Below are 20699 nucleotides of genomic sequence, written 5' to 3'. Positions count from 1 at the left end.
CTTATCCTCCTGAAAGTTATAGTTTGTATTTTATCTTGTTCTCTTTGGTTCTTGACCTGCTTCTTTCTTTTCTTTGTTTATCACAGGAAGTTTGTCAAACAGTTCCCCCATCACCGCTTCCATTTCCTGAAACTTCATTTCATCTGGCATACACAGAAAAACAATCACTGCATCCGTCTGACGTTCCCCGTTCTCTCTCCGGTAAAGTTCTGTATAGGAACCCCAACAACCGTCCTCACCTGCACAAAACTTTTTTGTCTTCTCATTTACTTTTATGAGATATTCTTCGGTATCAACAAAGATTTTCCGAATGGATACTTTTTGTAAGTCGTATTTCATGCTGTCCATATAAACCGGCATGTGTTCCTCTGGGGCAAAATAGACATACATTGTGCAATAGGTCTCTCCTTCCGTCCCCATCTCCTGTAAAACAATCCCGGCTTCAAATATTTCCGGTGGAGCATAATCTACTACAAAATCCGAATCCTTTTCCTGTGAAGATTTTTCAAAATGCTCTGAATCTCCAACCAGAAAATGTTTGGGGCACTGAATACGAAACCTTTCTTCCCTCATTCTGTATATTCCTCCATAATCTCACTAATATCTTTTTGAAATAGCCGCTGAAGCAGGACAACTACATAGACATTTGGCTTTTGCTGTCCGTATTCAATCCTCTGATACGTCCGAAGACTGATACCCAAGACAGCCGCAAGTTCTCTCTGTGTATATCCATGAGCTGTCCTGAATTTTCTTAATTTTGTTACTTTCTATCACGCTCCTTACGTCTGAGGGATAGCTTCCTGATAAGCAAACAGATTGGATATATAGCTGTTTGCTGTCAATGTGGCATTGTATAAAGCGGTAAGCAGCACTGCCCGGATATTATTGGCTTTCCTTGTACACTGCTTAATTGAGTCTATCACATACTCTACGGTAAACTTATCCAGCTTTTTATACATTCCCTGTACAATGCCAAGAGGTCGTTCTTCCTGATTTACCCTTATGGTCTTTGCATTGGACGTCAAAACATCTACTGCAAGCCCTACAATCTCATTGAGCAGTTTTCTGTCAAAAGGTCTGTCTATCCATATCGCATCATAATCAATCTGATCTTTGAACTGTTCTTCTGCTGCCTGATAGGATAAGATAGGATTATCTCTATACCCATTCCCTATTTCTGTTGTATTCTTTTGGGTACTTTCTGCTGTAGTCTTTGTAGTAATCTCTGTATTTGTCTGCCCGCTATCAGTCTGAGGTACCTCTTTGGGTATCCAGGGCTCTGTTTCCCTGTCGGGGTATGCTCCCTCTTTGAATGGTGACACCCTCTTCCTTTGGAAAGGGACAGCCCTCTCTTCTACAAAATGTATCTCTTCCTCTATGGCTGTATGGGAACTGATTTTCTCTGCTTTGGATTTCTCTCTTCTTTTTTCAAAGGAAACCGGATCTGCTCCTGTTTCTTCTGGATAAGTCAATTCTTTTAACCGGTCTACGATCAATTCCAGATACAGAACATTATTTACAACAATCCCATTCATGGAAATGGTTCTAAATACCCGTTTTACCACACCCAGCTTCTCTAAAAATACCACTGCATTTGTCGCTTCTTTTTTGGAAATCCCAAACTGTTCGCTGATCTGCTGGTAACTTCTCTGAAGAAGGTCTGACTTAAATTTCTTTCTTACCCCAATGACCTGTCCGGTTCCTTCATCTCTGATTTCTGTAGGCTTATACCAGTACACAATATCTGCCAGTATAATAATAGCTGTTAGATTTGGCTTTCCACTTTCTCTGATGATTGTCCGATACCACACCTGCGGAATGATATTTCCAGATATATTCAGTTTTGCATTTTCATCTACAATTTCATTTCCAGTGCTATAAATACCTCCATTCATACGTTTATTCCTCACTCCCCTGCTTCTTTTCTTTTTCAAATAAAGCACTTATTTCTTCATCTGCTCTTTTGCCTGCCACCAGACACGCATACAACGAAACGAGGAAAAAAATTATTCCAACAATCATAATCACCTTTATCATTGCTCTGTCCTCCCAAGAAAAAAAGGACTAAGCCAGCTAACAGAATCTTTTAACTAACCTAGTCCTTAACATATTTTTTTCAATATATTGTAACCGAATGGTTTTTCACAAACTTGACCGCCTGTGAGAATGGATATAATTTTGACAGGACCAGTAGCAATAGGTTTCTATCTTTAAGAGCCCCTGCCATTTGATTTTTACTATGAAAAATTCATTCCCGGTCTATGAATTTTCTACCTTTTATGGTATAATAGAAAAAAGACTAAATTGGCGTGAGCCCTTATTTTATAAGGAATCTGCTAACTTAGTCTTATTTTAACATAATCACCACAGCCGGAGGGTCCGATAAATGCTGTGATTTTATTTGCCTCAATCTCCAGATTCACATCTTTCAAGGCTTTAAAATCATCATAATATAAATTCAGATTTTTAATACTTAGTTTTCCCATATCTGTATGTTCGTTTTCCTTTCTTAGATTTAAGACGGTTATGCCTTGGTAAACTTCTTTGCCACTACACTGGAAAGCGTATTGATTCCAACCACCAGAATCAGCAACACCACCGAAGTTGCATACGCCTGATCCATATAGAGTCCTTCACTCGCAAGATTATACATATGGACTGCCAACGTCCTTCCGGAACCCATGACGCTTGACGGCACATCTGCCACCGTTCCTGCTGTATAAATCAACGCAGCCGTCTCTCCCACAATTCTTCCGATCGCCAGAATAATTCCCGCAAGAATTCCCGGCACGGCCGATGGGAGCACGATACGGAACACCGTTCTTAACTTCCCGGCTCCAAGCCCAAAACTTCCTTCTCTGTAGGAATCAGGAACAGATTTCAACGCTTCCTCTGTTGTACGCATGATAAGAGGTAAAATCATGATAGAAAGGGTAAACGCTCCTGCCAGAAGCGAAAACCCCCATCCACATGTAGTAACAAAAAACAGCATACCGAACAACCCATATACAATAGAAGGAATTCCTGACAGTGTCTCTGTTGTAAGACGGATAACCTCAACAAACTTATTGCCTCTTCCCGCATATTCTACCAGAAAAATTGCCGCAAAAATTCCCAGCGGAACTGCGATAAGCAAGGAAAGCAGCGTCATAATAACAGTATTAATCAGCGCCGGCATTAAAGATGCATTCTCAGAAGTATAAGTAAAAGAAAACAAAGACGGCTTCAGGTACGGAATACCGTGTACCAATATATATACAATCAAAAAAAGCAAAACTGCAAAGGTAATAACCGCTGAAAGCATCACAAGAAGCATCATAAGCAATGAACCCGGATGCAGGGCATAGGATTTCATCTTTTGTCTAAATGTCTCTTTATTCACGTCCGCCCCTCCTGTTCAACAATGCCACACTGAAATTAATAATCAAAATAAATACAAACAATACCACGCCTGTCGCTATCAGCGCCTCTCTGTGTAAATCCGTAGCATATCCCATCTCAATAACGATGTTTGCTGTCAGCGTCCGGACTCCTTTCAGGATTCCGGCTGGCATTCTCGCCTGATTGCCCGCCACCATGATAACTGCCATCGTTTCACCGATCGCACGCCCGATGCCCAGAACAATCCCTGCAATCACACCACTCTTCGCTGCCGGGATTACAACCCGGAAAATACTTCTTTCATGGGTTGCACCCAATGCCAGGGCACCTTCATAATAATGCTCCGGGACCGCCCGGATTGCTGATTCCGTTACACCAATGATGGTAGGCAGGATCATCATAGCCAGAAGAAGTGACGCTGTCAGCATACTATTTCCATTTCCGGGTGACTTTATAAGCCCCATCTGCCAAAGTATCCTTCCAACGCTTCGTATCGCCGGTACCAGCACCACTAATCCAAAGAAGCCATATACAACAGACGGAATCCCCGCCAGAAGTTCTGTCGCTGCCTTTAATGGTTTATAAATACGTTTTGGACAATATTTTGCCATAAACACGGAAGTCAGGATTCCAACCGGCACCCCAAAGAGGATTGCCCCGGCAGTCACATACAAGCTTCCGATTATCATAGGAAAAATCCCGAATATCTTATTGTTGGGTTTCCACATTTTCCCACTCAAAAATTCTCCAAATCCGATTTCCTTCATGGCAGGGATCCCATTTGCAAATAAGAATACACAAATGAGAGCTACCGCCAGCACCGAAGCGCAGGCGGCAATGAAGAACACTCCCCGCATGAAGCTTTCTGTCCATGCTTTTGATTTCATTGATTCTATTCCCTCTTTAAAGATGATTTCGTTACTACTCCACTACATCTGCCCATGTTACGGCTTCACCTGTATAAATGGATTTCACCTGTTCACTGCTCAGTTCATCTACAGTACTGTCATTGTTTACGATAACCGCAATACCATCTGTTGCAATGACCTGGCCTGTCAGTCCTTCTGACAATTCTGTATCTTTTAATTCACGGGACGCCATACCAATATCATAACTTCCATTGATTGTAGATTCCATACCAGTGGTTGAATCTGTTGTCTGAAGCTCAATTTCTGCATTTGGATTCACTTCTTTATAAGCCTCAATTAATTTCTCCATTACCGGTGATACAGAAGAAGAACCACCTACCACTGCTTTACCGAAAGGAGCTGTTCCTTCATATGCCTGTGTTCCGTCCAGCGGAATATATCCGTTTTCTTCCACAACCTGCTGTCCTTCTGTACTCATAATGAAAGTAATAAAATCATTTGCTACTTCATTATCTGCCCCTTCTTTGGTTGCAATATTAAATGGTCTGGACACTTTATATGTACCACTCTTTACATTCTCGGCAGTTGCCTCTGCCCCGTCAATCTTCAGAGCCTTTACACTATCATCCAGAGAGCCGAGAGATACATAGCCGATTGCGTATTCGTCACCTGCTACTGTAGTAAGCATTACAGAAGTACTATTTGTAATCTGTGCTTCCTCCGTTGTCATATCTACCTTTTCGCCCTCGACTTCTTCTTCAATTCCAAAAAGCTCAATAAAGGCGCCTCTTGTTCCGGAACCATCTTCTCTGGAAACAATGGTAATATCATTGGCGGAATCCCATTCTGCAGCCGCCTCGCTTCCTCCATCTGCATTTCCTTCATCTGCACTATTTCCACAGCCGGCCAGAAGACCTGTCATCATTGCTGCCACTCCTAATACTGCAATAAACTTTTTCAATTTCATAATTATAATCTCCTTTTGTTTTCAGATTTGTATTTTCTTCACAGTTGCCATCATATAGGAGGAATGTTAAATCTGAAACCGTCGGAATGTTAAATCTGCGTAAAAACAGTTTCCCTTCATTTCCAGCTTACATTTATAGGAGTTATCTATTATATTTATCATTTATCAATATAATCTATTAGCAGATTTATCCAATTAATACTATAATAAAGGTGGTAGTTTACCATTAATCTATAATAATACTAAGGAGGTTTTTTATGAAAAAGAAACTATTAGCTCTTCTTCTTGCAGGTACAATGGTATTTTCTAACGCAAGCCTTGTATTTGCTGCAGAGGAAGACCCAATTGCCTCAGCAGAAGAGGCGGAAGCAACTTATAATTTTGTCACACCGGCAGACGCAGTAAAAGCTGCTGCTGACGGCAGCGCATACATCCTGGACGTGCGTCTTTTCGAGAACTATACGGCAGGCCGGATTACAAATTCTCTCTGGTGCCCACAGTTCCCGTTAGATGACGAATCACTGGATGCTAAACTGGCAGATTATGCAAAGGCTACATTCATGGGTGAAGGGGACACCAAACCAATCTACATCGTATGCAACAGCGGCCAGAGAGGCGCGCAGAGAGCTACTGCAAACCTTCTTGCAGCAGGGATTGATGAAGCAAGGATTTTCACAATCACAGGGGGCGCTGCTGCTCTGAAAGAAATCGAAGGCGCTCTTACCACAGAAAGACACAACGATGCTATTGACTGGAAATACGTAGAACCTGCAGACGCCATTGCAGCAGTAGATAATGACGAAATCCAGATTATTGACGTCAGAAGTGAGGCTGATTTTGCAAAAGGCCACTTAAAAGGCGCTCTTAACTGTTCCCTTGGAACTCCGGCAGATGCTGCTCTTCAGAATGCTTTTGCCGCATGGGTTCCCGAAAACCTGGATGCCGACCAGCCGATTTACATTACCTGCTACAGCGGCAACCGTTGCGCGAAGACCGCTATCTCTATCCTGAAGGATCTGGGCTATGATACCGACAAGGCTTATATCATCCGCGGCGGCGCTTCCGATGCAACACTCAGCGGCGCATTCGTTACCGATGAGCCGGAATACCAATTTGTAACTCCTGAGGCAGCGTTGACTGCATCAAAAGAAGATACCGCATACATTCTGGATGTACGTCTTTTTGAAAACTACACAGCCGGACGTATTGCGAACTCCCTCTGGTGCCCGCAGTTCCCATTAGATGATGAATCCCTGGATGCCGGACTGGTAGATTATGCAAAGGCTACATTCATGGGTGAAGGGGACACCAAACCAATCTATATCGTATGCAACAGCGGCCAGAGAGGCGCGCAGAGAGCTACCAGAAACCTTCTCGCTGCAGGAATTGCCGAAGACAGAATCTTCACAATTACAGGCGGAGCTGCTGCTCTGGAAAAAATCGAAGGTGCTCTTACTACCAACAGATACGATGAGAAAATTGACTGGAAATATGTAGAGGCGCAGAAAGCAGTCGACGATCTGGATAGCGAAGACTATATCCAGTATATCGACGTAAGAGATGCAGATTCTTACACAGAAGGACATCTTCCGGGAGCAATCAACTGTAACTTAAAGGATGTGGAGAACGCAGACCTTCAGATCGCTTTCGCTGAATGGGCTTCCTCAAACTTAGATGCAGACTCTCCAATTTATATTACTTGCTTCAGCGGCAACAGATGTGCTAAGACGGCTATCTCCATCTTAAAAGATCTGGGATTTGATACAAACAATATCTTCATCATCACAGGCGGAGCAGGAAATAAGACCGTCAGCGATGCATTTGTCAGCCTTCCATTTACAGATGTTTACGGAGCTGACTGGTATTATAACTACGTAGAATTTACTTACTTCACGGAGCTGATGACCGGTAAAGATAAAAATACCTTCGCGCCAACCGAGGATCTTGCACGTGCACAGTTCGCACTGATCCTGTACCGTATGGAAGGTTCACCAAAGGTAAATACTACAGAACCTACTTTCCCGGATGCCGGTGAAGACTGGTACAAAGACGCTGTTATCTGGGCAAACCAGAATAAGATTATCACAGGTTACACGAACACCGGTCTGTTCGGGCCAAGCGACCCGATCACCCGTGAGCAGATGGCTACGATTATGTACCGTTATGCAAATTATAAGAAGTGGGATGTTACGGCATCTGACGATCTGAGTACATTCCCGGATGCATCCAGTGTAACTGCTTTTGCAAAGGATGCTATGGAATGGGTTGTTGCAAATGAAATCATCACAGGAAATAATGGTAAACTTGACCCACAGGGAAGCGCTGTACGTGCACAGGCTTCTACAATCATCACAAGATTTGTAACAACTTATCCTGTATTTGAATAAGCACTGTCCAAAAAGGGCAACAAAAACAGGAGGGAAACCTTATAAGTTTTCCCTCCTGTTTTGTCTGCCCGTCTAACATCCGCTTTCCTCTTCTTCATCCAGGCAGGCAAGAATTGCTTCATTCAAAGACAACATCTTCTCATCCAGCGTCGATACCATCTCCGCACATTCCTGCAGCTCCCGGCTGATATATTCCGGTGCATTCCCTTCAAATTTGTAATAAATCTTGTGCTCCAGACTCGCCCAGAAATCCATGGCAATGGTCCGGATCTGTATCTCTACCTTTGTATCCACCACGCTGTCAGATAAAAAAATAGGGACGGAAACCAGCATGTGATAACTCTTATAACCGCTTTCCTTGGGATTCTTTATGTAGTCTTTAATTGATAAGACTTTCAAATCACTCTGATTCCCTATCATCTCTGCAAGCTTATAGATATCAGATGTAAAAGAACAGATTAACCGTACTCCCGCAATGTCATTGACATATTTTACCATATTCTCAATGGACGTCTCATGCCCGTTGCGTTTTAATTTCTTTACAATACTTTCCGGCGTCTTAATCCTTGTCTTAATATGTTCAATTGGATTATACTGATGCACATGCTGGAACTCGTCGTTCAGTATCTCCAGCTTCGTATTTACTTCTTTAACCGCAGATGTATACAGGAACATAATCGTCTTCCAGCTGTCTACATCCTCGTAGTTTTTAAGAGCAAGTTTCATATGGTTCTCCCCCAACACTTTGTATATCATAAGCTCATCGCTTACTTATTCAGTATACCATAAATGACAGGGAACTACCATGGAGTTCATATTTATTTAAGAATTAGAATTCAATCCCTTCCCGCGCTGTCCTGCCCTTATCATAAGGATGTTTCACCTTCGTCATCTCGGTAACATAATCCGCCTCGTTAAAGATAGCATCTGACACATGATGTCCTGTCATAATTACTTCCAGTCCACGCGGCTTGTGCCGCAGAAAATCAATTAATTTCTTCTCACTTAACAATTCCAGATCTGCCGCACACACCGCCTCGTCCAGAACAAGCAGATCGAAATTAACGCAGAATTTTCCAATCTCATCTAATGCTTTCGTATTATAACGTCTGTACTCTGCTTTTTCTTCCTTATTCATCTGATTGTAAAATTTCATGTGCCGTTTTCCCGGAAGACAGGTAACATTCGGTATCTTCTCCAAAATCTGCCGCTCATTGGAGGTATTATCCTTCATAAACTGAAAAAACAGTACCCGCAGCCCCGCTCCTGCCGCACGAACCGCCTGTCCTACCGCAGCGGTCGTCTTTCCTTTTCCATCTCCGTAATACACATGTATCAATCCTGTACCCAACATATACTCTTCCTCTTTTCTTTTGTAATATCCGGTTTCATATTGTAGGATTCTTCTCTTACAAATCAAGTTTCATATCTCCGGGCTTAATCCATTTCTTTTTCCTCATATATTCAGAAATCGCCAGTGTCACAACCGCCGGAAGAATAATCTGAATAACAAGAATTTTAATCAGAACCATCTGTGCGGGTTCTGTCTGAATCATAGTCTCCCATGTCATAATCTGTCCTACCAGTCCTGCCGTCCCCATACCGGAACCGGTGGCATTGCTGGTCATATGAAACAGCATCGTCCCTACCGGCCCCAAAATGGCACTGGAAAGGATCTCCGGCAGCCAGATAACCGGCTTCTTCACAATATTAGGCACCTGCAGCATAGAGGTTCCGATTCCCTGTGCCAGAAGTCCTCCCATCTTATTCTCTCTGTAGCTTGCCACCGCAAATCCTACCATATTGCAGCAGCAGCCTATGGTCGCCGCCCCGGCTGCAAGACCAGAAAGATTCAGGATAATGCCAAGGGCTGCTGAACTGATGGGAAGGGTCAGTACCATTCCCATCACCACAGAAACTACGATTCCCATTAAGAAGGGCTGCTGTTCTGTCCCCCAGTTAATGATTCCGCCCAGTCCTGCCATGAATCTGGAAATCGGCGGTCCAAGCAGAAGTCCCACAGCAGAGCCTGTACCAATCGTTACTAACGGGGTCAGCAGAATATCCAGCTTTGTCTTTCCCGCCACCAGATGTCCCAGTTCAATCCCCACATAAGCTGCAATGAATGCTCCCAGCGGTTCTCCCGGTCCTGCGTACACCATACTTCCTTCCGCCAGCACTTCTCCTGCCAGCAGCTTGCTTGCAAAAGCACCCACCATTCCGGCGGTAGCCGCCGAGACAATAACCAAATGGCTCTCTTTAAACTTAGCTGCAACACCGATGCCAATGCCTGCCCCTGTCAGGGATGCTGCCACCTTCCCCAGCACATAAATCATATCGCCCCGGCTGCCGCCCACAAGCAAGCCAATCTGCTGGATAATCGTCCCAATAATCAACGTAGCAAAAAGCCCCTGAGCCATTCCGCTCAGACCTTCTATAAAAATACGGTCTAATAATTTCTTCATAAAATATACTCCCAACTACCGAAGTCCGGTTTTATCTGTCACATAATGTGCTTCCAGCGGATAAGGATTGGAATAGTACTCGCCTTCCGTTTCCGATTCAGACAGAACCTGATATTTCACCTCAAAGGAATCTATCCATACCTTTTCTATCCTTTCATATCCCATATGGGCGCTCAAACGCAGAATATAATCTTCTTTTCCTCCACTTTCATCCTTATAGAACATGGTCCACCCGCCTCCGGTATACCCGAGACAGATGCTTCTTCCCTTTTCTATCGTATAGATATAATACAGATAATCCGCTTCACAGGTTCCTTCCTGCAGCAGTAGCTCTTTCACTCCGTCATGGTTGATATCATACAGAAAATAGGTATTATATTTCGCATATTCTCCATAACTGTTCGCACACATATCCACTAGCGGACCATATATCTTCTCATAGTCCAATTTTTCAGGAATCTCCGTTTCTGAATATTTCTTTACAAACCGCGCTATAATTGCCGCACATTCTGCTCTTGCCGCATTTGCCTGCGGATCCAGCCTTGTCCCATAATCCTTGCCGGAAATAATCCCTTCCGCTACGCACCATTCCATTGCTTCTTTTGCAAAAGCGCTGACAAGGGAAACATCGTTGTACCCAGACAACTCTGCCCTTGCCTGCGTATCATATCCTTTTGTCTTCGCATATCGGTACATCATCACCGCCATCTGTTCCCTGGTAATCAGATCCGCCGGACCAAACCTCCCATTTGCATACCCGGTTACGATTTTATTTTTATTTGCCCATAGAATGGCTTCTGTGTACCACTGCTCATCCTCTACGTCCGGAAAGGCAGAAAAATATTCTGTCTGCGGACTGTTCTCCATCCTGTGTATAATCACCGCAAACTGCGCCCTCGCCAGAGGTTCACCTGGTCCAAAAACAAAATCACCCAACCCTGTCATGAGCCAGTTGTTATAAACATAGGTAACCGCCCCGCAAAACCAATCTGAACGGGTTACATCAGAAAGTGGCTCGCGAAGGATATCCCCCTGGGAATAATTATTCCAATAGAACCCTTCCAGAATTCCGTCTGCATCGTAGTATAAATCCAGGACAAAAAAGAAATCCGGACGGCTATCACAATATTCCTCATATGATGCGCCTGTCTCTCCGCCTCCTGTTAACTGCGGAGGCAGGTAACCTGCAGCTTTCAAAATACGCCGCACCTGCTCCTTATCCATTCCGCAGCGAATCCCATCTATGCTGACCGTTTTGTTATCCTCACACAAAACTGAAATCTGCCGTGCTGCTCCATCGTCATACCATTCGACACGCAGCCCATCTTTTGCATGTGCAGCGCTCGAGTAAAAAAACTGTGTTGATGACACAATGGGCATCTCCAGCTTTTCTACAATCTCTTCTGTCTGCCCTTGCCTGAGATAATCTCCGATTTCCAACACCGATAATTCTCCCCCTGATTCTTCTTCCGTCTCCAGCCCCGCTTTCTGCTGCGGTACTTCAGAAGCAAATACCACTGCCGCCTGGCAAAAAGACAGAACCAGAACCAGAAGCATCGCTAATAATCTTTTTCTCATCATTTTTCTCTACTCCTTTTTTCTAAACATCCGACTCTCTGAGCATCTTTTTTCTTCTCCATCATATCATCTTTTCTCTGGATTGCCAAATCATATCTTCTTAAGAAACTTTAGAACTTTCTAATGATATTTTCACGTTTTCTTCAGATAGATGACACAGATTCGTCACATTTCCATTATATACTAAATTCATACAAACAAAGAGGCTGCCGATGATTTACGACAGATGAGTCTGGATTTTCGTCAGCTTCGTCCAAAGACATTAAGTTATTTTTAGTATAGATTTTTTCTCTTTATCCTCTTTTCTAAGCTGCGGTATATACCGCAGCTTATTACTTTGTGCTAATCTATAATTTTTTCTGCTATATCTCCGCTCATCTCCTGCCCAAGTGTCTCTACGAAACGCCTAAGTGCCGGATTCCTGTTTTCTTTCTTCCAGACTGCAATAATCTCTTCCTTCTCCCACTCTCCCTTAAGCGGCACAAACGCCAGATTCTCCGCATGGTATAATTTTGTTGTGCAATAATCCGGCAGAATAGAGATGCCTTCTTCCGCAGCTACCATCATCAGGACGCTTTCCGTATCTGCGGTTCTTGCCAGGATATTCGGTTTGAAACCTGCCTCGTAGTATAAATTCATAAAATAAGCGTCCCCATAGGAATCATCCGTCTCACTGGGAGACATAAAAATTATACTTTCTCCAGACAGTTCCTTCCGATCAATTGCATGTCTCTGCGCCAGAGGATGCCGACTATACAACGCAACGACAAGTCTCGCCCGTTCTATCAGTTTGTAGGCTATATTTACATTCTGCTTTAAATTCGTGCTATCCCAGGTAAAAATGATATCATAATCGCCTTGAAGAATTCCCGATGCCAGAATGTCACTGGAACACCGGTAAAAGGTTACCAGCACATTGGGATTCCTGTAATGGAACTTTTGTACTCCGGATGACAGGCTGCTTCTTTCATATCCCCGCAGATACCCTATTCGAAGCGTTCCTGACATTCCTGCCGCCGTATCCCGGACCAGATTACGCGAACGGCTCATCCGCTCCAGAATTGCCTTCGCTTCTACGAAAAAAGTACGGCCCGCCGCTGTCAGCGTTACAGGCCTTGTACTCCGGTCAAACAACTGCACCTCAAGTTCTGACTCCAGAAACTTTATTTGCTGGGTAATCGCAGCCTGAGAAATAAAAAATTCCTCTGCGGCCTTTGAAAAGCTTCTTGTTTCTGCAGCCGCCACAAAATATTTTAGTTGATTCTGGTTCATTACACCCTCCATAGTATAAGTTATTCTTATTTTATTATTTGTATTGCCCCATTGTCAACTACCATTTTTACTTCTAAAATAAGTATTGTTACTATAAAGAGAATGGGAGGAATTTTTATTATGGAACGCGAATCCTTTAAATCAAGATTAGGATTTTTACTGGTAAGTGCGGGCTGCGCCATCGGAATCGGCAATGTCTGGCGCTTTCCTTATGTGGTGGGAGAAAACGGTGGCGGATGGTTCGTACTTTTATATATCATTTTCTTAATCACCATGGGACTTCCCGTACTTACCATGGAGCTGGCTGTCGGAAGGGCAAGCAGAAAAAGCGCAGTCTCTGGCTACAAAGCGCTGGAGCAGCCGGGAACCAAATGGCATATCCACGGCTGGTTCGCAATTCTCGGATGCTACTTGCTGATGATGTACTATACTACCGTTTCCGGCTGGATGGTATCCTACTTCTTCAAGTTCGCCGCCGGGACTTTTCACCAGGGCATGAACGCCGAGAGCAGTGGCTCTGTATTCACCACACTCCTGTCCAACCCTCTGGAAATGGGAATTTGGATGGCCGTGGTCGTTCTTGCCGGATTCCTTGTGTGTAGCCGCGGGCTTCAAAATGGTCTGGAAAGGATCAGCAAAGGCATGATGAGTGCCCTCTTAATCCTCATTGTTGTGTTGGCCATCCACAGCATTACCTTGTCAGGCGCCCGGGAAGGCTTAAGCTTCTATCTGATTCCCAATATGGAGACCGTCCAGCGCGTCGGATTCGGGAATGTAGTCGCCGCAGCAATGAACCAGTCCTTTTTTACACTAAGTCTTGGGGTTGCCGCAATGGAAATTTTCGGAAGTTACATGGACAAAGAACATACCTTAACAAGTGAAGGCATCCGCATCTGCGCACTGGACACCTTCGTGGCAATCAGCGCAGGACTTATTATTTTCCCTGCATGCTTTAGCTACGGCGTAGAAGTCAATGCCGGACCAAGTCTTATCTTCGTTACGCTTCCGAATGTATTCGTGAATATGACGGGCGGACGTATCTGGGGCAGCCTTTTCTTCCTATTTATGACCTTTGCCAGCTTTTCAACGGTCATTGCCGTATTTGAAAATATTATGTCTTCCTGCATGGATAACTTCGGCTGGAGCAGAAAAAAAGCCGCCGTAATCAACTGTATCGTAATCCTGATTGCAAGTCTTCCCTGCGTCCTTGGCTACAATCTCTGGAGCGATTTACATCTCATCGGCGGGCGCGACGTATTAGACAGCGAGGACTTTCTTGTAAGCAATCTGCTCCTGCCGATAGGCTCTCTGATTTACCTTATGTTCTGCGTTACCAAATGGGGATGGGGCTTTGAAAAATATCAGAAAGAAGCCAACACAGGAAAAGGAATTAAAATTACCAATTGGATGAAATGGTATTTTCTGTTTGTCCTGCCAATCCTTATTGTTGTAATTCTAATCCAGGGACTGCTCCCATAAAAAACATCGGCAAAAAACCAGCGCCTTTACGGTGCTGGTTTTAGCCAAATCATTCTTCAATTACATGGATTTCCAGATAATCAAAATCAATGGAGTCTACAAAGTTGTCCTGATAGAACCTTGCTTTCGCATGCTTCTGGAATTCCACAATAGTATTGTCAAGCCAAATGGGATTACTTAAATCAAACTCATTACAGATCTGCTCCAGTGCATGGAAGATTTTATGTGTCCGGGTATCATCTGTATCGTCGCAGACCACCGTATCACGGATTAACTTATTATCTTTAAATTCTTTTCCCCATAAACGAAACATGGCAAAGTCTCCTTTGATTATCCATTTCTTTTTTATTTTCTAAGTATATTGCAATAATGGATAAATTGTCAAGCTTCCCACCCGCTTTTCTATTCGTTCCTGATTGCCGCAAGAGGACTTAATTTCATGGCCCGCAATGCCGGGAAATATCCCGCCGCCATGCCAACAAATACGGCGAATCCCATTGCCGCAAAAACCAGCCATATAGGGATATAAGAGATATTTCCCGTAAATCCCATTGCTTCCCCATGGCCTGTGACAAAATTAATGATTGCCGACAAACCATAACTCAGGATACAGCCTGCGGCTCCGCCGATAAATCCGATAAATGCTGCTTCCATAAGGAACATTTGTTTAATATTCTTCAGACTGCATCCAAGTACTTTGATGACTCCGATTTCCTTCGTCCTCTCATAGATGGACATCATCATCGTGTTGGCAATCCCGATGGCTGCCACCAGAAGGGAAATCGCTCCGATTCCTCCCAGCACTGCCTGAATAATAGCCAGCTGGCTCTTCATGGAGTCCATGTATTCTACATTTGTACTGGTGTTATACCCCATAGAGCGAATTACTGACGAAACTGCTTCTACTTCTTCTATATCATCCACTTTAACCTGAATAGACGAATAGGTAAAATCTTTATACGGCTTACCTGATTTTGTCGTTGGCTGCCCCGGAATCGCTCTTCCGGAAAATTCTTTTTTCAGTACCTGCTTCAAAGTATCCAGATCACAATACACATTATAGTACTGTGACGTATAAGTTTCGTAATCACCGGCTGTAACGCCGCAGGAAAGGACGGAATACTTCTGCACCGGCTTCACCGGCGTACTGTCATTTTCCCCGGTTCCTTCTGTGTCCGTACCTATTGCAGTCCCTGATTGTTCCTGGCTTTCATAATATCCTTCCTGATCCAGGATTAAGAACAGGGAATCTTTGCTCAGGTCAATGTCTGCAATTTCTCCTGTCTCATAATATCCTAACTGGCTCCCCTTCTCTGTAAACTGCGTAATCACGCCGTTTCCATACAATAATTCCAACTTACTTCCCGGCTCAGGAAGCCGCGCTCCCGGTGTCAGCTCTATATTCTGAGCCAGCATTCCCTCCGGTGTCAGCGCCGTAAGCTGCGCCCATCCTTCGTAAGGTCCTTTAAGCAGAATAACTGACATATCATACTGCGGATAAGCAAGGGTCACATGCGGAAGCTTAGCAAGTTCATCCACCACGCTGTCCGTCAGCCTTTTCGTAGATTCCTCGGAATCCCCGTCTCCGTAATAAATCATGCTGTCTCCGGCGCTTACGCCGCTTACTGTAATCGTATTCAGCCCGCCGGACTGTTCTATTTCTTTATAAATCTCTTTCTGCATCCCAAGCCCCAGAGAAATCATAACCACAATGGAGGTTGTACCGATAATTACACCAAGAACCGTAAGGAATGTCCGAAGCTTTCTTCTCTTTAAATTCCCACTACTCATCCTCAGAAGGTCCATCCAGTTCATCCAGCAACCCCTCCTCTTCCGCTGACAATATCTGCTTTTTCTTTTTCTTTCTTACTACAACCGTTACAACAATTGCCAGGAGCACCAGCGCAGCTATTACCAGAGGAATGACCGGAAAGCTTTTCTCCTGCTCATCCGGCATCATTACCATACCACCGCTGTCTTCCATAGCCTCCGTAACCATAAGCTGAAATTCCTGCTCTGCGGTTTTGACATTCCCCGACTCGTCTTCATAGGACAAAGTCATCTTAATCTTGTCTGTATCCGCATTCACATCTGTTCCTTCCAGCATCGCATCTATCGAAGCGCTTCCGCCGGGTTCTACATTGCCGACAAATACCTCTTCCTTCTTAATTCCTTTTCCTTCAAATACAGCCTTCACATTATATAATTTTATCCGTCCCAGATTATACAGGCTGCAGGTAACATTCCCTTCCTCGCCCACCTCAATCATTTCCGGAGTAACCTCAAATTCGCTAAACTCAAATCTTGCTTCCTGTTTAATCGGAATAGAAATGCTGGCTTCTCCCTCCACCTGGGAAGCGCTGCTGTCCTCATACTTCATACTAAGATTAATTCCATATGGCTTCTGTACCAAATCTGCCTTTGCATTCAGCTGAATGGAAATATCCGCGGTCCCTCCCGCCTGAATTCCATCCAGATAAATAGAATTAGAACCTGAAGTAGGAAGAAATGCCGGAGCAGATGTCTGTTCATCATTTCCCTCTGTCGGCGCCGCCAGTTCAAAAAGCATATTGCTTACCCGTGTGCTTTTGGAAGTATTTTTCAAATGAATCGTAAGTACAAAGTCACTTCCGGCTTTTACTTCTGCCGGATTGGTGGAAAATCCTGTCACAATCACTCTGGGGACAGACGCTGCAGATGTTCCGCCGCCTCCGCCGCTGTAGGATATGTCTCCATTCGCGAACCCGCCTGCTGACGCCTCCAATAATTCTTCTTCCATTCCGCTCTCTTCCTGCGGCTCGAAAGCAGGATCCGTAACCGGATCTTCCGGCTTCGCCGTCGTATTTACAAAGAAATATTCTTCACCCGGCGGAAGTTCCTCCCCGCCCGCAGACTGCGCTGTAACCTGAAAACACAGGCTGTAGGTACCCGTCGCAATATCGTCCCGCTCTGTAAAGCTAAAAGAAACCTCCTTCGTCTCTCCCGGCTGCAAAGCATCAATCACACTTTTATAACTCTGGTACTCCGTCTTAAAAGGCCAGACGTCCGTTCCATTCCTAAGCTTCGGCGCAATTACGATATTGGCAACGGCTTCACTGCTTCGATTCGTGACCTGCAGGATAAAATCCTGCGCCGTCCCGTATTCATAAGTAAGCACTCCGTTATCCGGCGTCTCTACGGACAGCGCTGATACACTCCGGGTTGCAACCGCCGCTTCTTCTTGTCCCTGTCCTTCTGCCCGGCTGTTTACAGGCAGAAACATCCCTGCCAGCAATGCAATACTCAATATTCCTGCCGCTGCTTTCTTAAAACTAATCATCCTTCTCTTCCTCCCTCTTTTCATTTCCGTTCTTCCGGTTATCTTCTATCTTCACAATCTTACCGTCAATAATATGGAAAACACGGTCGGCATAGGTAGCAAGATGGGCATCGTGGGTCACCATAACCAGCGTCATCTTCTGCCGCCTCACCACCTGCTGCATAAGTTCCATCACTTCTTCCGACGTATGGGAATCCAGATTCCCGGTCGGTTCATCAGCAAAGATAATATCCGGATCAACCACCAGCGCCCTGGCGACGCCTACACGCTGCTGCTGTCCGCCGGACATCTGGTTTGGCAAATGCTTCTTATGCTTCCCGAGCTTCACCAGTTCCAGCATCTTATCTGCTTTCTTCAGCCGTACGCTCTTTGGCACCCCGCGAAAGCTTAAAGGCAGCGCCACATTCTCCACAGCATTCATAGTCCCAAGCAAATGGAATGATTGAAAAATAAATCCCACATGCTCCCGCCTGAATTTCACAAGCTGCTCTTCATTCAGCCGCTCAATATGCTGTCCGCTGATAATAATCTCTCCTTTGGTGGGATGTTCCAGACCGGCAAGCATATTCAATAAAGTAGATTTGCCGGAACCGGAAGTTCCGACAATGGCGCAGAATTCTCCCTTCTTTATCTGAAAATCCACACCGTCAAGTGCCCGAACCACCTCATCACCTACGCGGTAAAGTTTATACAGATTCTTTACCTCAATCACACTCCGCATTCTATCCCCTCCTTACTGCTCTATGCTAATCATACACAATAAAACGAAGGACTAATAGAATAAATTATTAAATTTTCATTAATATTAATAAAAACTGCCATGGCAGAATTCTTTCCTTCTGTCATGGCAGTCCCTTATATCTCTTTATTCTCTTTCTTTCACTCTGGCTATACCATCTGCTCCATAACTTCCTCTGCAATATTCCTTGCATGGTCTGAAATACGTTCCAGACAGACCAAAGTATCCAAGAAGACAATCCCTGCTTCCGTATTGCACTCTCCATTGGTAAGACGCTTGATATGCTTGCTCCGCAGCGTAATCTCCAAATCATCTGCTCTTGTCTCTTTCTCAATAACCTTAAGAGCCTTCTCTTTGCTTCTCTCTTTAAAAGCTTCTATAGCATACTGATAACTATCTGCACACACATCCAGCATTTCTTTGAGCTGCTCTGTTCCCACTTTAGAAAATCTAAGTTTCTTCTGATACAGGTTCTCGGCAAATTCCGAAATATTTTCACAATAATCGCTGATCCGTTCAATATCAGACACCGTCTGCAAAAGGTGCGCCACATCCTGATGTTCCTTCTCACTAATCTGGAGGGAACTAAGCTTAATCGCATACTCGGTAATTCCTGCACTCAGCCTGTCCACCTTCGACTCTTCTTCTTTCAAAAAGACAACATCTTCATAGCTCTCCACAAACAGAACCTTCTTCGCCACCTCCAGTGATCTTGCAACAATATCACCCATGCGGGCAACTTCATTCACTACAGACTGAATCGCAATAACAGGTGTTTCCATGATACGTTCATCAAGCTGAACCTTGCCTTCATCAAATTCATCTTCCTCCACACGCCCAATCTTCTTTGCCAGTTTAATAATAAGATTCGATACCGGGAAAAGAAGCACTGTCGTTCCGATATTAAATGCCGTATGCGCCATACTGATCTGTGTCTGATTGATCATGCCGACTCCCGCCGCCGGATTAATGACTTTAAAGAACAAAATGGCAAATATGCTAAAAATAATCGTTCCGATAATATTGAACAGCAGGTGCATAAGCGCTGCCGTCTTGGCATTTTTCTTCGCTCCCATACTGGAAAGCATTGCCGTCACACAGGTACCGATATTTTGGCCCATAATAATATAGATTGCTGCGCTAAACGGCACCAAACCTGCAGCCGCAAGGCTCTGCAGGATTCCCACAGACGCAGAGGAGCTCTGAATAATCGCCGTAATCAATGCGCCCGCCAAAATACCAAGAAGCGGATTATGCCCCAGCTTCACAAAAATACTGCTGAAAGCTTCTGATTCCTGCAGCGGCGCCACCGCCGAAGACATATTGGTAATCCCGATAAACAGCAGTCCGAAGCCGATAATAATACTGGCGATATCTCTTGCAGACCTCCGCTTTCCTGTAAGCATAATTACCACGCCGACAATTACCGCGATAGGTGCCAGCCTTGCCGGGCTTAAAAATTCTGCCCACTCCACAGCTGATACCAGCCATCCGGTTACAGTCGTACCGATATTAGCTCCCATAATAACTCCCATCGCCTGTGTGAGATTCATAATGCCGGCATTTACAAAACCTACTACCATAACCGTAGTCGCAGATGAGCTCTGGATGACCGCCGTAATCGCAGCGCCGAGAAGCACGCCCATCAGCTTATTTCTGGTCAGGACTTCCAAAATGGATTTCATTTTATTTCCGGCTGCATTCTCCAGTCCCTGGGACATAATCTGCATACCGTAAATAAACATCCCCAGCCCCCCTACAAAAGGGATAATAATATTCACGTAATCCACCGTTTTCCTCCTATTTTTGACAATATTTTACTTTTATTTCACATCATTTTAATCATAGCATTTTTATAGTCGGAAAACAATTACTTCTTTTATTTTTTCATTTTTGGCTCAAAAACAAGGGAAGCCAGGTAGCCGAATACCAGCGCCGCCGATATTCCCACTGCGCTGGCCGTAAACCCTCCCATAAAAATACCGATAAACCCATCCGATTCTACCGCCTCTTTCACCCCTTTCCACAGGGTATTGCCAAATCCAAGAAGAGGAACGCTTGCTCCGGCGCCTGCAAACTCTATAAGCGGCTGATAAAGATTCAAAAATCCAAACACCGCTCCGCTGCACACCAGCAGTACCATTACCCTTCCCGGCATAAGCTTCGTCCGGTCCAGAAGGATCTGTACCAATGCACAGATCAGTCCTCCTACCCAGAATGCATTTACGTAATCCATCATTTTC

The 20699-nt window shown here is 44.5% G+C and carries 19 protein-coding genes and 2 pseudogenes; 2 read left to right on the top strand and 19 right to left on the bottom strand.

The window, feature by feature from the left end:
- Positions 1–30: 30 nt before the first annotated feature.
- The 8 genes and pseudogenes from OCV99_RS00440 to OCV99_RS00405 all read right to left on the bottom strand — a co-directional run bounded on the left by OCV99_RS00440 (position 31) and on the right by OCV99_RS00405 (position 5217).
- Positions 31–573 (bottom strand): hypothetical protein, encoded by a 543-nt coding sequence (locus OCV99_RS00440; protein ID WP_025577432.1) that lies wholly within the window; start codon positions 571–573, stop codon positions 31–33.
- Positions 570–746, bottom strand: a pseudogene (locus tag OCV99_RS18170) (helix-turn-helix transcriptional regulator); the annotation flags it as partial. The gene OCV99_RS00440 and the pseudogene OCV99_RS18170, both read right to left, overlap by 4 nt.
- Positions 747–779: 33 nt before the next feature.
- On the bottom strand, positions 780–1895 hold the full coding sequence (locus OCV99_RS00430; RefSeq protein WP_055056112.1) for a DUF6017 domain-containing protein: 1116 nt from the start codon (positions 1893–1895) through the stop codon (positions 780–782).
- A gap of 4 nt (positions 1896–1899) precedes the next feature.
- The gene (locus tag OCV99_RS00425) at positions 1900–2037 is read right to left on the bottom strand and encodes a hypothetical protein (protein WP_155512674.1); all 138 of its coding nucleotides are present in this window, start codon (positions 2035–2037) and stop codon (positions 1900–1902) included.
- 326 nt (positions 2038–2363) lie between these two features.
- A pseudogene (gene pstB / locus OCV99_RS00420) lies at positions 2364–2486 on the bottom strand (phosphate ABC transporter ATP-binding protein); the annotation flags it as partial.
- A gap of 38 nt (positions 2487–2524) precedes the next feature.
- A complete protein-coding gene (gene pstA, locus OCV99_RS00415; RefSeq protein ID WP_158367754.1) occupies positions 2525–3355 on the bottom strand; it encodes a phosphate ABC transporter permease PstA in 831 nt (276 codons plus the stop codon).
- 19 nt (positions 3356–3374) lie between these two features.
- Entirely contained in the window at positions 3375–4268 is an 894-nt protein-coding gene (pstC, locus tag OCV99_RS00410; protein WP_158367288.1) for a phosphate ABC transporter permease subunit PstC, read from the bottom strand.
- Between the two features lie 34 nt (positions 4269–4302).
- Positions 4303–5217 carry a substrate-binding domain-containing protein gene (locus OCV99_RS00405; RefSeq protein ID WP_158367285.1) on the bottom strand — a complete coding sequence of 305 codons (915 nt, stop codon included), beginning with the start codon at positions 5215–5217 and terminating at the stop codon, positions 4303–4305.
- A 257-nt stretch (positions 5218–5474) separates the two neighbouring features.
- On the opposite strand from OCV99_RS00405, the gene OCV99_RS00400 reads away from it, so the two are divergent.
- The gene (locus OCV99_RS00400; RefSeq protein WP_158367282.1) at positions 5475–7604 is read left to right on the top strand and encodes a rhodanese-like domain-containing protein; all 2130 of its coding nucleotides are present in this window, start codon (positions 5475–5477) and stop codon (positions 7602–7604) included.
- 72 nt (positions 7605–7676) lie between these two features.
- Here OCV99_RS00400 and OCV99_RS00395 read toward each other — a convergent pair whose 3' ends face one another.
- The 5 genes from OCV99_RS00395 to OCV99_RS00375 all read right to left on the bottom strand — a co-directional run bounded on the left by OCV99_RS00395 (position 7677) and on the right by OCV99_RS00375 (position 12919).
- Complete coding sequence (locus OCV99_RS00395; RefSeq protein ID WP_158367279.1) at positions 7677–8330, bottom strand: GTP pyrophosphokinase; 654 nt, start codon at positions 8328–8330, stop codon at positions 7677–7679.
- 103 nt (positions 8331–8433) lie between these two features.
- Entirely contained in the window at positions 8434–8958 is a 525-nt protein-coding gene (locus OCV99_RS00390; RefSeq protein ID WP_158367276.1) for a cob(I)yrinic acid a,c-diamide adenosyltransferase, read from the bottom strand.
- 55 nt (positions 8959–9013) lie between these two features.
- A complete protein-coding gene (locus OCV99_RS00385) occupies positions 9014–10069 on the bottom strand; it encodes a PTS sugar transporter subunit IIC (RefSeq protein WP_158367273.1) in 1056 nt (351 codons plus the stop codon).
- Between the two features lie 15 nt (positions 10070–10084).
- Positions 10085–11650, bottom strand: coding sequence for an S-layer homology domain-containing protein (locus OCV99_RS00380; protein WP_158367270.1), 1566 nt, complete (start codon positions 11648–11650; stop codon positions 10085–10087).
- 339 nt (positions 11651–11989) lie between these two features.
- Positions 11990–12919: a LysR family transcriptional regulator gene (locus tag OCV99_RS00375; protein WP_158367267.1), complete on the bottom strand. Its 930-nt coding sequence runs from the start codon at positions 12917–12919 to the stop codon at positions 11990–11992.
- Between the two features lie 120 nt (positions 12920–13039).
- On the opposite strand from OCV99_RS00375, the gene OCV99_RS00370 reads away from it, so the two are divergent.
- Positions 13040–14398 (top strand): sodium-dependent transporter, encoded by a 1359-nt coding sequence (locus OCV99_RS00370; protein WP_158367264.1) that lies wholly within the window; start codon positions 13040–13042, stop codon positions 14396–14398.
- Positions 14399–14447: 49 nt separating this feature from the next.
- On the opposite strand, the gene OCV99_RS00365 is transcribed toward OCV99_RS00370, so the two are convergent.
- The 6 genes from OCV99_RS00365 to spoVAE all read right to left on the bottom strand — a co-directional run bounded on the left by OCV99_RS00365 (position 14448) and on the right by spoVAE (position 20692).
- Positions 14448–14711 carry a hypothetical protein gene (locus OCV99_RS00365; protein WP_158367261.1) on the bottom strand — a complete coding sequence of 88 codons (264 nt, stop codon included), beginning with the start codon at positions 14709–14711 and terminating at the stop codon, positions 14448–14450.
- Between the two features lie 89 nt (positions 14712–14800).
- On the bottom strand, positions 14801–16213 hold the full coding sequence (locus OCV99_RS00360) for an ABC transporter permease (RefSeq protein WP_158367258.1): 1413 nt from the start codon (positions 16211–16213) through the stop codon (positions 14801–14803).
- Positions 16182–17717, bottom strand: coding sequence for a COG1361 S-layer family protein (locus OCV99_RS00355; RefSeq protein ID WP_158367255.1), 1536 nt, complete (start codon positions 17715–17717; stop codon positions 16182–16184). Before OCV99_RS00355 ends, OCV99_RS00360 begins: the two co-directional genes overlap by 32 nt.
- Positions 17710–18438 carry an ABC transporter ATP-binding protein gene (locus OCV99_RS00350; RefSeq protein WP_158367252.1) on the bottom strand — a complete coding sequence of 243 codons (729 nt, stop codon included), beginning with the start codon at positions 18436–18438 and terminating at the stop codon, positions 17710–17712. The genes OCV99_RS00355 and OCV99_RS00350 overlap by 8 nt, the downstream gene beginning before the upstream one ends.
- Positions 18439–18605: 167 nt before the next feature.
- Entirely contained in the window at positions 18606–20246 is a 1641-nt protein-coding gene (locus tag OCV99_RS00345) for a Na/Pi cotransporter family protein (protein WP_158367249.1), read from the bottom strand.
- Positions 20247–20335: 89 nt separating this feature from the next.
- A complete protein-coding gene (spoVAE, locus tag OCV99_RS00340; protein WP_158367246.1) occupies positions 20336–20692 on the bottom strand; it encodes a stage V sporulation protein AE in 357 nt (118 codons plus the stop codon).
- Between the last annotated feature and the right edge of the window lie 7 nt (positions 20693–20699).

Source organism: Dorea acetigenes, from assembly GCF_025567385.1.
In the GTDB taxonomy this organism is placed as follows: Bacteria; Bacillota; Clostridia; order Lachnospirales; family Lachnospiraceae; genus Claveliimonas; species Claveliimonas acetigenes.
Note: the sequence above shows the minus strand (reverse complement) of the source record. Positions and strands in the feature narration are given on the sequence as shown.

Bases quoted from the DNA above. Each gene is read 5' to 3' on its own strand.
- OCV99_RS00400 (WP_158367282.1), top strand. From the start codon at position 5,475: ATGAAAAAGAAACTATTAGCTCTTCTTCTTGCAGGTACAATGGTATTT.
- OCV99_RS00430 (WP_055056112.1), bottom strand. From the start codon at position 1,895: ATGAATGGAGGTATTTATAGCACTGGAAATGAAATTGTAGATGAAAAT.
- pstC (WP_158367288.1), bottom strand. From the start codon at position 4,268: ATGAAATCAAAAGCATGGACAGAAAGCTTCATGCGGGGAGTGTTCTTC.
- spoVAE (WP_158367246.1), bottom strand. From the start codon at position 20,692: ATGGATTACGTAAATGCATTCTGGGTAGGAGGACTGATCTGTGCATTG.
- OCV99_RS00380 (WP_158367270.1), bottom strand. From the start codon at position 11,650: ATGATGAGAAAAAGATTATTAGCGATGCTTCTGGTTCTGGTTCTGTCT.
- pstA (WP_158367754.1), bottom strand. From the start codon at position 3,355: ATGAAATCCTATGCCCTGCATCCGGGTTCATTGCTTATGATGCTTCTT.
- OCV99_RS00390 (WP_158367276.1), bottom strand. From the start codon at position 8,958: ATGTTGGGTACAGGATTGATACATGTGTATTACGGAGATGGAAAAGGA.
- OCV99_RS00385 (WP_158367273.1), bottom strand. From the start codon at position 10,069: ATGAAGAAATTATTAGACCGTATTTTTATAGAAGGTCTGAGCGGAATG.
- OCV99_RS00395 (WP_158367279.1), bottom strand. From the start codon at position 8,330: ATGAAACTTGCTCTTAAAAACTACGAGGATGTAGACAGCTGGAAGACG.
- OCV99_RS00355 (WP_158367255.1), bottom strand. From the start codon at position 17,717: ATGATTAGTTTTAAGAAAGCAGCGGCAGGAATATTGAGTATTGCATTG.
- OCV99_RS00350 (WP_158367252.1), bottom strand. From the start codon at position 18,438: ATGCGGAGTGTGATTGAGGTAAAGAATCTGTATAAACTTTACCGCGTA.
- OCV99_RS00365 (WP_158367261.1), bottom strand. From the start codon at position 14,711: ATGTTTCGTTTATGGGGAAAAGAATTTAAAGATAATAAGTTAATCCGT.
- OCV99_RS00425 (WP_155512674.1), bottom strand. From the start codon at position 2,037: ATGATAAAGGTGATTATGATTGTTGGAATAATTTTTTTCCTCGTTTCG.
- OCV99_RS00440 (WP_025577432.1), bottom strand. From the start codon at position 573: ATGAGGGAAGAAAGGTTTCGTATTCAGTGCCCCAAACATTTTCTGGTT.
- OCV99_RS00405 (WP_158367285.1), bottom strand. From the start codon at position 5,217: ATGAAATTGAAAAAGTTTATTGCAGTATTAGGAGTGGCAGCAATGATG.
- OCV99_RS00375 (WP_158367267.1), bottom strand. From the start codon at position 12,919: ATGAACCAGAATCAACTAAAATATTTTGTGGCGGCTGCAGAAACAAGA.
- OCV99_RS00360 (WP_158367258.1), bottom strand. From the start codon at position 16,213: ATGAACTGGATGGACCTTCTGAGGATGAGTAGTGGGAATTTAAAGAGA.
- OCV99_RS00370 (WP_158367264.1), top strand. From the start codon at position 13,040: ATGGAACGCGAATCCTTTAAATCAAGATTAGGATTTTTACTGGTAAGT.